Genomic DNA, 13,057 nt, shown 5'->3' on the forward strand with positions numbered 1-13,057 from the left:
GCTTAACGTTTGGTATGATAGCCGGTGAGAATATAGGCTAATTTGCGGCGTCTTTTGAGCGGCTTTGAATGAGCTATAAAATTTCGGTCGGCGATAGGCTATATGCCTTATCTTGACCGAAATTTTCGTCGCTTCTGCCTTGCAGTTGCGAGCCGCAGGTGAAGCAAGGCATTCAAATCCATCTCAAAATACTTGCAAATTGTTGCATTGCAGGTTAAATTTGATCTGCAATGCTTTTTAAATTTAAAGCATAAAATTTACCAAATTTAAAAATCAAATTTTGCCGGGTAAAATTTGATTCCCCGTCATCTTTCTTAACCCAAATTTCGCTACAATCTCTCAAATTTTATCAAAGCTAGGAGCTAAATTTGCAAAATACTCAAAAATCCAAAATCCGCTGCGACTGGGCGGAGAAAAGCAATCTGGAGCGCGTATATCACGACGAAGAGTGGGGCAGGCTCGTAAAGGACGATGCGAAATTTTTTGAGCTCATTGTACTCGAGGGCTTTCAGGCGGGCATCTCGTGGCATGCCGTGCTGCTTAAGCGCGAGGCGATGCGAGCGGCGTTTGACGGATTTGACGCGCATAAAATTTCGCTCTACGGCGAGGAGCAGACGGCAAAATTTATGCAAAATCCAGCACTCATCAGAAACCGCCTAAAGCTAAACTCGCTTGCCGCAAACGCCCGCGCATTTCTCGCCGTCGCAAGCGAGTTTGGCAGCTTTTACGACTATCTTTGGGGCTATCTTTTGCCTAAATTTGATCCAAAATTTGACGGCAAGCCCATCGTAAATCACTACGAAAACATAAAGCAGATCCCCGCTACCACGCCGCTTGCCGACTTCGTCGCAAAAGAGATGAAAAAGCGCGGGTTTAAATTTCTGGGGCCCACGAGCGTCTATGCGTTTTTGCAAAGCGCGGGCGTAGTGGACGATCATCTGGACGCCTGCTTTTGCAAAGGAGGCAGATGATGCCCGCACGGAAGCGGATTTTTAGCTACATAAAGGAGAAATTCGGCGCGCAGAGCGAGCGGCTATTTGATAAACACCCGGAATTTGCCGTGTTCCGCCACGCAAAAAACCAAAAATGGTTCGCCGTTTTTATGCGCGTGGACGGCGGCAAGCTGGGGCTTAAAAGCGCAGAGGCGCTAGAAATACTAAATCTAAAATGCAAGCCCGATCTGGCGGCGATTTTACGCGACGGCGATCAAATTTTGCCAGCCTATCATATGAATAAAAAGCACTGGATCAGCGTAAATTTAAGCTCCAAAATCGCGCCTGAGCAGGTGGAGGATCTGATCGATCTTAGCTTTGAGCTGACGAGATAGCCGCGTAAATTTGCGGCACGGGTTTTGCGCCGCAAAATCGGTTTTTTAGCTTTCGTCTGATAAAATGCGGGTCAAATTTGAAATCAAGGAGAAAAAATGAAATTTAGCGGAAAAAACGTGCTAATCACCGGCGCAAGCCGCGGTATCGGCGCGCAGATAGCCAAAACTCTAGCGCAAATGGGACTAAAAGTCTGGATAAACTACCGCTCAAAGCCCGAAATCGCCGATGCGTTGCAAGCTGAAATCGTAGCAAACGGCGGACAGGCCGCGGTGGTTAAATTTGACGCGACGGACGAGGATGAGTTTATAAAGGCGATAAATTTGATCGCGGACGCCGACGGCGAGCTGGGCTACCTCGTAAATAACGCCGGTATCACGAACGACAAGCTCGCACTTCGCATGAAAACAGAGGATTTTACTAGCGTGATAGGCGCAAATTTGACCTCGGCCTTTATCGGATGCCGCGAGGCGCTAAAAGTAATGAGCAAAAAACGCTTCGGCGCCGTCGTAAACGTAGCCTCGATCGTGGGCGAGATGGGCAACGCGGGGCAAGCCAACTACGCTGCGAGCAAGGGCGGAATGATCGCGATGAACAAAAGCTTCGCCAAAGAGGGTGCGGCTAGAAATATCCGCTTTAACTGTGTAACGCCGGGCTTTATAGAGACTGATATGACGAGCGAGCTAAGCGACGATATCAAAAAATCATACAGCGACAACATCCCGCTAAAGCGATTCGGAAGCGCTAGCGAAGTAGCCGAAGCGGTGGCGTTTTTGCTAAGCGATCACGCTAGCTACGTCACGGGCGAGACGCTAAAGATCAACGGCGGACTATATATGTAAGCGCGTAAATTTTACGTTTTTGCGAAAGTTTAAGCTAAAATATATTAAAATCACGAAATTTTTATTTTAGGAGAAGAAAATGGCGATATTTGATGACGTAAGAGACGTAGTAGTTGAGCAACTAAGCGTGGCTCCGGATGCAGTAAAACTTGAGTCTAAGATTATCGAGGATCTAGGCGCAGACTCGCTTGACGTAGTCGAGCTAGTTATGGCTCTTGAGGAGAAATTTGAGGTAGAGATACCTGATAGCGACGCTGAAAAGTTGATCACTATAAACGACGTCGTAAGCTACATCGAGAAACTAAACAAATAAGTTTTTGCAAGGAGAGATCTTGAAAAGAGTCGTAGTAACCGGGATTGGGATGATCAACGCTTTAGGGCTCGACAAGGATAGTTCATTTAAGGCTATCTGCGAAGGTAAAACCGGCGTAAAAAAGATAACCTCTTTTGACGCGAGCGATTTTCCAGTTCAGATTGCTGCCGAGATAACGGACTTTGACCCGCTTAGCGTGATGGACGCTAAGGAGGTCAAAAAAGTCGATAGATTTATCCAGCTTGGACTAAAGGCTGCTAAGGAGGCTATGGCTGATGCAAATTTCGGCGAATTTGACGCTGAAAATTTCGGCGTTAGCTCGGCTGCCGGCATAGGTGGCTTGCCTAATATCGAAAAAAACTCCAATATCTTACTTGAAAAAGGCTCAAGACGAATTTCTCCGTTTTTTATACCTTCTGCGCTAGTTAATATGCTGGGCGGCATAGTTTCGATAGAGCACGGCCTAAAAGGGCCCAATATCTCTAGCGTAACGGCATGCGCGGCATCTACTCACGCTATTATCGAAGCTGCTAAAACTATCATGGTCGGCGAAGCACAAAAAATGCTAGTCGTAGGCTCCGAGTCTACGGTTTGCGGCGTAGGCATCGGCGGATTTGCGGCTATGAAGGCGCTTTCTACTAGAAATGACGATCCGCAGACGGCATCAAGGCCTTTTGATAAAGACAGAGACGGCTTTGTCATGGGTGAAGGAAGCGGTGCGCTCGTACTTGAAGAGTACGAAAGCGCTAAGGCTAGAGGCGCTAAAATTTATGCCGAGATAGTAGGGTTTGGCGAGAGCGGCGATGCATATCATATCACTTCGCCTTCGCTTGAAGGACCGCTTTCTGCGATGAAAAAGGCCTTAAAAATGGCTGGAAATTTGCAGATTGACTACATTAATGCACACGGCACCTCGACGCCGACCAATGACAAAAACGAAACTGCAGCCTTAAAGGCTCTTTTTGGCGGCAATGTACCTCCGGTTAGCTCTACTAAGGGGCAAACGGGACACTGCCTTGGTGCGGCTGGCGCGATAGAGGCCGTCGTATCCATAATGGCTATGCAAGAAGGCCTTATACCGCCTACGATAAACTACGCAACCAAAGACGAGGAGTGCGATCTAGACTATGTGCCAAACGTGGCTAGAAAAGCTGAGCTAAACGCCGTTATGAGTAACTCTTTTGGATTCGGCGGTACGAACGGCTCTATTATATTTAAGAAGATATAATGGCAAGTTATCTAGACTTTGAACAAGGTATCAAGCAAATAGATGATGATATCGCAAATGCGAGGATTCGCGGCGATGAACATGCGGTAGAAATTCTAAATAAAAATTTAGAAAAAGAGACTGCTAAAATTTACAAAAATCTTAACGAGTTTCAGCGCCTTGCTTTAGCTCGTCACCCGGATCGCCCTTATGCTATTGATTACATCAAAGGCATGATGAGGGATTACTATGAGCTTCACGGCGATAGAGCGTATCGCGATGATGGAGCCATAGTTTGTTTTATCGGCTATATAGGCTCTAAAAAAGTCGTCGTTATAGGCGAGCAAAAGGGCCGAGGAACCAAAAATAAACTAAAAAGAAATTTTGGCATGCCTCATCCAGAGGGCTACCGTAAAGCTTTGCGAGTAGCTAAAATGGCTGAGAAATTCGGACTTCCGATACTATTTTTAATAGATACTCCGGGCGCATATCCTGGCGTTGCAGCTGAGGAGCGCGGTCAAAGCGAGGCGATAGCTAGAAATTTATTTGAATTTGCAAATTTAAAAACTCCGATGATAGCCGTCGTTATAGGCGAAGGCGGAAGCGGCGGGGCTCTAGCCATAGGCGTAGCCGACAAGCTAGCAATGATGCGAAATTCAGTTTTCTCGGTTATCTCACCGGAGGGTTGCGCAGCTATACTTTGGAACGACCCGTCAAAACAAGAGCAAGCTACTAAAGCACTAAAAATAACCGCCGATGATCTAAAAAGCTTAAATTTGATAGACGACGTCATAGAAGAGCCGATAAATGGTGCTCACAGAGATAAAGAGAGTGCTGTAAAAGCGCTCGCAAGCTATTTTATAACTGAGCTAGATAAACTTGAAAAGCTAAAGGTGGATGAGCTTCTAAATGCTAGAATAGCTAAAATCTTATCTGCAGGCGCATTTGAAGAGGGCAAATAGCTCTAAAAAATTACTCTTACAAAAAGTTTCTTGAACTTTTTGTAAGTTGCCTATTTATTTTCGAATTATTCAAATTTATATGAGTCTTATATAAAATATCCGTAAAACCAAAATAATCTTATTAAATTTAGTTTAATGACTTCCTAGCGCCAAAATACCTGTTTTATGTTATGTAGAAAAATGCGAGAACAGTATTTAGAAAATGCATTTATGTCAAAAGAGGGTTTGAAAAATAAATTTGGCCACATAAATTTTAAATTTGCAAATTTAAAATTTATGTGGCCGCTGCTTAAAAAGTAAATTTGATTTTCTAGCCGTTTGATGAGAGAGGCGACCTTGTGCGCCGAGGAGTCCACGATGGCGTAGGCGATCTCGCTAGTTTCGGCTCCGTTTGCGCTTAGCGAGACGATCTCGCTTTCTGCAAAAACAGTGCACGTTGAGCTAATTTTAATCGCGGGATTTTTGCGGGCGGTTTTGTAAATTTCGCTCAGCTCAAGTCCGAGGCGACCGGCGCTTATCTCTAAAAATTTGCCCGTGCCGGCCGAGCATTTGTCGTTCATGATAAAATCCGAGGGCTTGCCGCCTTCGATCTTGATCGCCTTGGTGTCCTGCCCGCCTACGCCCTCTACGGTGCAGTCGGGCTCAAACAAAAAGTGCGCCCCGAGCCCGTGGCATAAAATTTCGCTCATGCTCAAATTCGCGTAATCCACGCTCACGCGCCCGTAGCCCGTCGCGGTCACGAAGCTCTCAGCGTAGCCTTTTTGCTCTAAGGCTTCCTTGATCTGGCGCGCGACCTTGACCGCGCTAAAGCCGCTTGGCAGCAAAAATAGCTCGCAAAATTCGCCGCGTTCGTCCATAACGGCGACCTTTGACGAGGTAGAGCCGATGTCGATACCGATAAAATACATACTCTAATCCGTAGTAAATCTTTCCGACACGCGGAACTTCGTCAAATTTAAGCTCTAGTTTGTGTAAATTTGCAGAAACTATAAATGAAGATAAATTTATGCAAATGTAAATCGCGACCGCGATCTGCTTTGGTTGAAATTATAGCCAAAATCGGGCGTAAAAAGCTAGGGAAATTTGAAAAAATATTATTTTGCGCATTAAATTTGAGATTTTTGGCGGGTCGAATGAGGGTAAAATTTGACGACGGAATTTTAACGTACGGCGTTAAATTTGAAGATGGGTTTTGAGCTAAGCGACAAGCAAATTTGATGGTCGCGAGAGGCGAGAGCAGACTATCAAATTTGGCTGGCGCAGTATGTAAGCTTAGCCCGATCAAAAACGGGCTAAAATGCTAAATCCTACTAACCAAAAAGAGCCAGCCTACCGATAAACCTCGCCGTCGATTATCGCCATGGCTTTGTTGTCTTTACTGCGCGGCGGAGTGTAGAAAAAGCTGTGGCGAACGACCGTACCGTCGTCGTATTTGAGCGTTAGCTCGCCTTGATTGAGCGTGTATGAGCCCTCGTCGCTGCGCGATTTTGAGCTGCCCCCGTCTATGCTGCCGCCTGGGGTACCCGAGGTTGCCATAGCATACGACGATCCGCCCGAGCTAAAGCGCCCTTTGCCGTCAAAGCAGTAGTATCCGCTCACGCCTACGCTCACCGTATCGCTGCCACCCGACCAGCCGTACAGGGACGACGAGCTGTCCTTGCGAAACGAGAAGCACTCTTTTGGCATTTGGCTTGAAATTTGTGCCTGAAACATATAGTACCCCGTACCGATTGAGTTCCACAAAAAGGTGCAGTCGTTGTTCTCGCAGTAGTAGCTTGTGTCGTAGTCGTCGTTGCTAGTTATCGTTAGTATGCCGTCCTTGACCTTATACGTGCCGTCGATGCGCGTGCGCCAGTCGGGCTTTTCTAGGCGGCTCGCGTAGGTGCCGTCGTCGCGTAGGTAAAAGGAATAATCCTCGCTCGTGTTTAAAAGCATGTTAAATTTCGTACCGCCAAATACCCCCGAGCCTTTTTTGCTCGCCCCGGCGCTACTATGTTTGACGCTCGAATCTTTTGCTGGCTTTGCGGGCTCGGCCGAATTTGAGCTTGATTTGCTTGCTTTTGCTTGCGCGCTATTTGCGCTTTTTTTAAAGACAAACAAGACCTCTTGCCCGTCCGCGACTTGTTTGTATTCGAGCATGCCGTCTTTTAGCCAAAACTCGCCCAGCCCTTTAGCACTAAGCGCGTATTTGCCGCCGCCCAGACTTTCGTAGCCGCTTTTGCCCGCGCTTTTGTTGCACGAGCCGTCCGGGTTTACGCCCACGATGCCTACCGTCGCTTCATTGCCGCTGATCTCAAAAAACGAGTCGCCGAAGCACTTTTGTCCCGCGACTTTAAAGCTCTGCCCCTGCGCCTTTAGCGAGACTAGCTCCCATCTGCCCTCGACCCCGCTTAAATTTGACCCGCCGAGGCCGGCTTGATTTACGGCGCCGTTTACGATGCCGGCTAAATTTACCCCGTCTTTTTTAAAGGTAAATACGATCTCGCCGCCGTCCGTGCCTTGTTTGTATTCGAGCGAGTCGTTATTTAGTCGTAGCTCGCCGCCGCCAAGCGAGTATCTGCCGCCGCCTAGGCTTTTTAGGGCAAAGTCGTGTTCGGCTTTTTCGCATGAGCCGCCGCCCGCACTACTTAGGCTTAGGCGCGCGCTATCGCCGCTAGCCTCGATAAAAGAGTCTTCAAGGCACTTTTGGCCTGCCGTTTTAAACGTCTGTCTCTGCGCCGTAACCGAGACGATGCTCCATCTGCCCTCTAGCTCGCTAGCGCTTAAATTTAACCCGAGGCAAAGCGCCGCGAGGATTGCGAAAAATTTAAATTTAGCCATATTTTTCCTTTCGTAAATTTTTAAGCCGTCTGCGGCGGTTTTGCCTCCGGCTTTTTTGTTATCAAATTTGCCCTGGTTTTACGCCGATGGTTTGCTATTCGTCCAAAAAATATATCGCGCCGTCGACGACCGCTCCGCCTGCCTTGCCTTCGCTAGTAGGCGGGATGTAAAAAAAGCTATGTCTCTGCGTCCGCCCGTCGTCGTATCTGAGCGTGAGCTCGCCCGCATCTAGCGTATATGAGCCCGCGCTACTGCTAGATCTTGTTCCGCCGCCGCCCACAGTGCTCATGGCGGCGGAGGAGTAGGCCCAACTGCCATCCTTGAAGCGGCCTTTGCCGTCGAAGTCATAGTACCCGCTCACGCCGCCGCCCACGATATCTGTGCCGCCCGAGGCGTTGTAAACGGACATGGAGCCAACGGCGGTGAATGAGTAGCTGCCCTTTGGCACCTCATTTAAGATTTGAGCGTTAAAGAGATGGTATCCGCCGTCGCTCCACAAAAACGTGCAGTCCGCATTCTTGCAGCTATATGTGCTTTGCTTGCCGTCGTTGGCGGTTTGTACGATTTTTTTGCCGTCTTTTTTATACGTGCCGTCGATGCGCGTGCGCCAGTCGGGCTTTTCTAAACGGCTCGCGTAAGTGCCGTCGTCGCGCAGATAAAAGGATATGTCGGTATTGGTGTTTATGAAGAACCACTTGCCTGCAAACACGCCCGTGCCTTTTTTGCTCGCTCCCGCGTCGCTATGCTTGACGCTAGGGTCTTTTTCGGGCTCTAAATTTGAGCTTGATTTGGCTTGCGCCTGATTTGAGCTAGCCTGCGCCGCGCGGCTTTTTTTAAAGGTAAACAAGACGCCGCCCGTGCTTTGTTCGTATTCGAGCGTGTCACCCTTTAATCTAAATTCGCCCGCGTCGTTATCTAGCGCGTATCTGCCCGCGCCAAGGCTTTTGTAGCCGCTTTCGCCCGCGCCGGTTTTGCACGTGCCGTCCGGATTTGCCGCTACGATGCTAACAGTGGCTTTGCCGCCTGCGATTTGGAAAAACGAATCCTCAAAGCACTTTTGGCCCGCCGTTTTAAACGTCTGCCCTTGCGCCGTGACAGAGTCGATCTCCCATCTGCCCTCTAGCTCGTCCGCGCCTAAATTTGAGCCGGCTACCATTGCCACGGCTTTGTTTGCGGCCGCGTCTTTTTTGAAAGAAAAGACGATAAAATTGCCGCCGTCTAAGGACTGCTTTACTTTTAGCGCGTCTTTATCTAGCCAAAACTCGCCGATAGGACCCAGCGCGTATTTGCCAGCACCCATGCTTTTAAAGGCGTAGCTTGCCGCGCCGCTTTTGCACGCGCCGTCCTCGCCTACGGAGCTAAGGCCTAGCTTTGCCTCGCGGCCGCTAACCTCGAAAAACGAATCTTCAAAGCACTTTTGCCCCGCCGTTTGCACCTCCTGCCCGTCTATGTTCGCCGAGACGATACTCCATCTGCCGTCTATCTCGCTAGCGCTTAAATTTAACCCGAGGCAAAGCGCCGCGATGGTCGCGAAAAGCTTGGTTGTAAATTTGAGACCGTTCATATTTATCCTTTTTTTGAAATTTGCAAATCAAAATTGATAGCCGATTTTAACATCGGGAAATAAATTTAAAGACGACATAAATCAAGAAAAATTATGAAAAACCAAAACAAGCTGAGCTCTAACTTAAAAATGCGTCTATAAATCACGCTACTTAGCTCACCGCCGCTAAGAAAATCCAAATGATCTGCCGTATTCTTCGTTCATGGCGTAAAAAGCAGGATTAGTAATACGCTCTTAAAAATGCTGTAAAATGTATATTTATAGTTTTTATTGCGCTCAAAACGTATCCAAATTTAAACTATAGGCACGTAAAATTAGTATTTGTTTGTGGTCAAATTTGAGCCTAGACAAGGCATCGCGAGTGCTGAATAAATTTTACGACGGCTTCTAAATCGGTAGATAAATTTTAGAAATTAAGGAGTAAAATTTAAAGAGAAATTTGAGCCCGGAGCCGGGCTCAAATTTTAGTGTAGGCTAGACCAAACTTTGCGTTTCCAAAGCCATCCAAATATTCCGAAAATCAAGAAGTAGATCATCGCGTTTATGCCTAGACTTTCGCGCTCGGCTTTTTTAGCGTCGCCGGCTTTTTGCATATAGGCTACGATTTGATCCTCGCTAGCCTTGCTTAGTCCCACGCGAGGCATCGCAGTGCCTGGCAGCATCTTTTGCGTATCGTTTATAAATTTATGCAGATATTCATCGCCCTTTGAGCGAATCATCATCGATAAATCAGGTGGGTTTGAGCCCATATATGCGGCTAAATTTACGCGGTTGGTTAGCGTGTATTTATTTTCGTACTTCATGTCGTGGCATCTTTGGCACGCGTCGCGAAATACCTGTTCGTCGCTAACTTCTTTAGGCGTGATAGACTTTAGATAAGCGACTATATCGGCGATCTCGGCATTTGGATCTTCTCCGCCTGCTCCGAAAAAGGCCGGCATCGGATAAGGCTTTTCGTCGTTAAATTTGTGCGTTAGCTTTAGCGCCTTTGTTGGGTCTTTTATAAGAGCTGCTAGGAAGTGCTCGTCGTATATCGCTCCTGCGGTGCTAAGATCGGGCGGTACGACGCCGTGAGCTTCGCTAAGCTCGGCGGCGCTTAGAGCGTTTGGCATACCTGCGGCCTCTACGCCGTGACAGCCGGCACAGCCAGCGTTTGCAAAGGTTTCTGCGCCTTTAGTCGCGTCGCCTTTGGCTAAATTTATAGCCTTTATATCGTTCCAAAACGCAGCGTAGTCTTCGAGAGATTTTTGTGCCTCTTCGAGATCTTTTTGTGCTCCGGCGACTTTTTTCTCGTCATTTAGAGCTTTTGTCGCATCGAGGGCTTTTTGTCTAGTTTCTACTACGGATTTGGCTTGATTTATATCCTCGGCGCCAAAGTCGTAATCGGCCGCGCCGACGTGCGGATGCATGACGTTATGCGCGTAAGGCTCGATACCCCAGTATGTTACGCCGGTTAAAATAACTACGATTATGAAAATTTTTAACTCTCTCATTTTACCGCTCCTTTTTTCTCAAGAGTCGTTATGATAGGTAAAACGACAAAAAGCAGAACGAAAAACGTAATGGTCGAGTAAAATCCTATCCATGAGTTTGAAATACCAAGCGTCACGCCATCGGCAGGTAGCTTACCGAAGATCGTAAGCACGATCATATCGACCACTAGCAACCAGAACCACACAAAGAAGCCCTTTCTCTCGTGAGCCGGAGCTACGACGTCGCTTCTGTCGTAAAGCGGCATGAAAAATAGAGCTACGCCTGCGATCGCAAACGCGATAAGGCCGATGTTGTAAGCTTTAAAGCCGAAAATATCGAAGAAAAATCCGCGTAAAATCTCGTACTGCCACAAGAAGTACCACTCAGGATAGATGTGCGGAGGCGTTTTTAGCGGGTTGCCCGGCTCGAAATTTATCGGATCCATCGCAAAGTTGAAATGGAAACAGACTAAATAGAAAAAGAAAATCATAAAAAAGCCGATGTACATAAAGTCTTTTGCCAAAAATCCCGGCCAAAACGGAATAACTTTAGCATTTTTCTTATCGCCGCTTAGATATTTTTCAGCTTCGATATCAAAGTCTATCTCTTCGCCCGTTTCGTTATTTACGTGCGGGACGCGAAGGGTGTAAAAGTGTATCGCGACGACTGCGATCAGTACGATCGGTAGCAAGCAGACGTGAAGCATAAAAAATCTCGTCAAAGTCGGATCGCTAACGGCGTAGTCACCTCTGATCCACTCGACTACCGCGTCGCCGATAACCGGGATGCCGCCGAACAAATTCGTGATAACCATCGCCGCCCAGTAGCTCATCTGCCCCCAAGGTAGCATATATCCGCTAAAAGCCTCGGCTGAAAACAGGATGAAGAGCAACATACCGCTCACCCAAATCATCTCACGACCTTTTTTATAAGAGCCGTAGTAGATCGCCGTAAAGGTATGTATGTAGATGATCAAAAACACGACCGAAGCCGCAACCGCATGTATGTGACGCCATAGCCAGCCGTACTCGACCTCTTTCATTATAGTCAAATTTACGCTGTCAAAGGCTAAATTTATGTCCGGTTTGTAGTACATAACTAGCATAAATCCGGTAAAAATAAGCAACGCAAAAAGCGTCGTAAGTATAACGCCCATCGCCCAGAGGAAATTTATATTTTTCGGTATCCAGTATTCGCTGACGAGGACTTTCATTAGCTTGTTTAGGGCGATCCTTTGATCCAGCCAGTCTAAAACGCCCGTTGATTTTCTGATGTGCATTTTCCCCTCCTTACGCTTGAGCCGTTAGTTTTTCGTATTCGGGGCTGGTCTCGCCCAAAACGAGTTTCGTACCGTCTATCTTAAACGGCGGTATGTCTAGCGGTCGAGGAGGAGGGCCGAAGGTATTTACGCCGTCTGCGTCAAATTCACCTCCGTGACAGGCGCAAACGAAAACTTGTTTGCCAGGTTTCCACTCGGGAATACAGCCAAGATGCGTACAAAGCCCGATCGCTACCATATATCTAGCGCCCTCTACTACGATATCGCGCTTGTCGTTAGGCGCCATCGAAGCGTCCTTTTTTAGAACGAATATCGGCTTTTTACGCCACTCGATCTGGCGCATTTCGCCCTCTTTCATCGGGCTAAGATCTACGGTCGTAAATCCAGCCGCCTTTACGCTAGGAAGCGGGTCCCAGGTCTTTTTAACGGCTACGAGAGTCGCTGCGCCGCCGACTGCGGCTACCGCGCCAAACGCTAGACCGATAAAATCTCGTCTTTCTTGTTTTACGGACATTACTTTCCTTTCAACGGTTTTTGAAGAATAATCGAGATTATACTCTTATGAAAATTAAACTTTTATTTTTCTTGTAAATAGTATAAATATTTAAATTATTTTTAAATAATCATTTACTATCTCGTATTTTTAAGGCTTTCGGAGGTAAAATTTGATTACAAATTTGGCTTGGGCGATTAAATTTAACGGTTTGCAAGTCGGCTAAATTTAAATTCGGTTTTGATTTGCCCGCACCGCAAAATTTGACGCCAAGCGATTTTAAATTTACGCCGTCAAATTTGCCGTTTTTAACGGGCAATATTTGGTTAAATTTGATTTAAAAGGAGAATTTGTGCACATCGCTTCGATCGATCACATCGTTTTAACGGTTGCTGATTTGCAACGGACGCTTGATTTTTACGTGCGCGTGCTGGGTATGCGCGAGGTTGATTTCGCAAACGGACGCAAGGCTCTGGCCTTTGGCTCGCAAAAGATAAATTTGCACGTAAAAGGCGAGGAGATTTTGCCAAACGCGCGAAATGCAAACGTCGGAACGGCTGATATTTGCTTGCTTACGGATACGCCGCTTGAGCTAGTTTTAGAGGAACTAGAGGCTGCGGGTATCGCCGTAGAGCAGGGCATCGTGCCGCGAACTGGCGCGCTTGGAGCGATAAGCTCAATTTACGTGCGCGACCCGGACGGAAATTTGATAGAGATTAGCAGATACGTTTAAATTTGACGGGTTTGGAAATTTAACACCCATCCTTATTAAATAGCAT

13 protein-coding genes are annotated in these 13,057 nt (G+C 47.2%); 7 read left to right on the forward strand and 6 right to left on the reverse strand.

The window, feature by feature from the left end; translation table 11 throughout:
* The first annotated feature begins 368 nt into the window (after positions 1 to 368).
* The 6 genes from ACTTJF_RS08310 to accA all read left to right on the forward strand — a co-directional run bounded on the left by ACTTJF_RS08310 (position 369) and on the right by accA (position 4,649).
* A complete protein-coding gene (locus ACTTJF_RS08310) occupies positions 369 to 971 on the forward strand; it encodes a DNA-3-methyladenine glycosylase I (protein ID WP_442551552.1) in 603 nt (200 codons plus the stop codon).
* Positions 968 to 1,327: an MmcQ/YjbR family DNA-binding protein gene (locus ACTTJF_RS08315; RefSeq protein ID WP_442551553.1), complete on the forward strand. Its 360-nt coding sequence runs from the start codon at positions 968 to 970 to the stop codon at positions 1,325 to 1,327. The genes ACTTJF_RS08310 and ACTTJF_RS08315 overlap by 4 nt, the downstream gene beginning before the upstream one ends.
* A 96-nt stretch (positions 1,328 to 1,423) precedes the next feature.
* Entirely contained in the window at positions 1,424 to 2,167 is a 744-nt protein-coding gene (gene fabG / locus ACTTJF_RS08320; RefSeq protein WP_442551554.1) for a 3-oxoacyl-ACP reductase FabG, read from the forward strand.
* A gap of 79 nt (positions 2,168 to 2,246) precedes the next feature.
* Positions 2,247 to 2,480: an acyl carrier protein gene (gene acpP, locus ACTTJF_RS08325; protein WP_002953553.1), complete on the forward strand. Its 234-nt coding sequence runs from the start codon at positions 2,247 to 2,249 to the stop codon at positions 2,478 to 2,480.
* 19 nt (positions 2,481 to 2,499) lie between these two features.
* Positions 2,500 to 3,708, forward strand: coding sequence for a beta-ketoacyl-ACP synthase II (locus ACTTJF_RS08330; RefSeq protein WP_314564488.1), 1,209 nt, complete (start codon positions 2,500 to 2,502; stop codon positions 3,706 to 3,708).
* The gene (gene accA / locus ACTTJF_RS08335; protein ID WP_185899381.1) at positions 3,708 to 4,649 is read left to right on the forward strand and encodes an acetyl-CoA carboxylase carboxyl transferase subunit alpha; all 942 of its coding nucleotides are present in this window, start codon (positions 3,708 to 3,710) and stop codon (positions 4,647 to 4,649) included. Before ACTTJF_RS08330 ends, accA begins: the two co-directional genes overlap by 1 nt.
* A 143-nt stretch (positions 4,650 to 4,792) precedes the next feature.
* Here the strand turns inward: accA and ACTTJF_RS08340 are convergent, their stop codons facing one another.
* The 6 genes from ACTTJF_RS08340 to petA all read right to left on the reverse strand — a co-directional run bounded on the left by ACTTJF_RS08340 (position 4,793) and on the right by petA (position 12,299).
* Entirely contained in the window at positions 4,793 to 5,557 is a 765-nt protein-coding gene (locus tag ACTTJF_RS08340) for an acyl-CoA dehydratase activase (protein WP_442551555.1), read from the reverse strand.
* Positions 5,558 to 5,978: 421 nt separating this feature from the next.
* Positions 5,979 to 7,469 (reverse strand): hypothetical protein, encoded by a 1,491-nt coding sequence (locus ACTTJF_RS08345; protein ID WP_442551556.1) that lies wholly within the window; start codon positions 7,467 to 7,469, stop codon positions 5,979 to 5,981.
* 94 nt (positions 7,470 to 7,563) lie between these two features.
* The gene (locus ACTTJF_RS08350; RefSeq protein ID WP_442551557.1) at positions 7,564 to 9,033 is read right to left on the reverse strand and encodes a hypothetical protein; all 1,470 of its coding nucleotides are present in this window, start codon (positions 9,031 to 9,033) and stop codon (positions 7,564 to 7,566) included.
* A 464-nt stretch (positions 9,034 to 9,497) separates the two neighbouring features.
* On the reverse strand, positions 9,498 to 10,526 hold the full coding sequence (locus ACTTJF_RS08355; protein ID WP_442551558.1) for a c-type cytochrome: 1,029 nt from the start codon (positions 10,524 to 10,526) through the stop codon (positions 9,498 to 9,500).
* Entirely contained in the window at positions 10,523 to 11,785 is a 1,263-nt protein-coding gene (locus ACTTJF_RS08360; protein ID WP_442551559.1) for a cytochrome b, read from the reverse strand. The genes ACTTJF_RS08355 and ACTTJF_RS08360 overlap by 4 nt, the downstream gene beginning before the upstream one ends.
* Before the next feature lie 10 nt (positions 11,786 to 11,795).
* Complete coding sequence (gene petA / locus ACTTJF_RS08365) at positions 11,796 to 12,299, reverse strand: ubiquinol-cytochrome c reductase iron-sulfur subunit (RefSeq protein ID WP_442551560.1); 504 nt, start codon at positions 12,297 to 12,299, stop codon at positions 11,796 to 11,798.
* A 331-nt stretch (positions 12,300 to 12,630) separates the two neighbouring features.
* Between petA and ACTTJF_RS08370 the strand changes: the two genes are divergently transcribed.
* Positions 12,631 to 13,011 (forward strand): VOC family protein, encoded by a 381-nt coding sequence (locus ACTTJF_RS08370; protein ID WP_442551561.1) that lies wholly within the window; start codon positions 12,631 to 12,633, stop codon positions 13,009 to 13,011.
* Positions 13,012 to 13,057: the final 46 nt, after the last annotated feature.

It is taken from the genome of Campylobacter sp., from assembly GCF_052170435.1.
Lineage (GTDB): Bacteria > Campylobacterota > Campylobacteria > Campylobacterales > Campylobacteraceae > Campylobacter_A.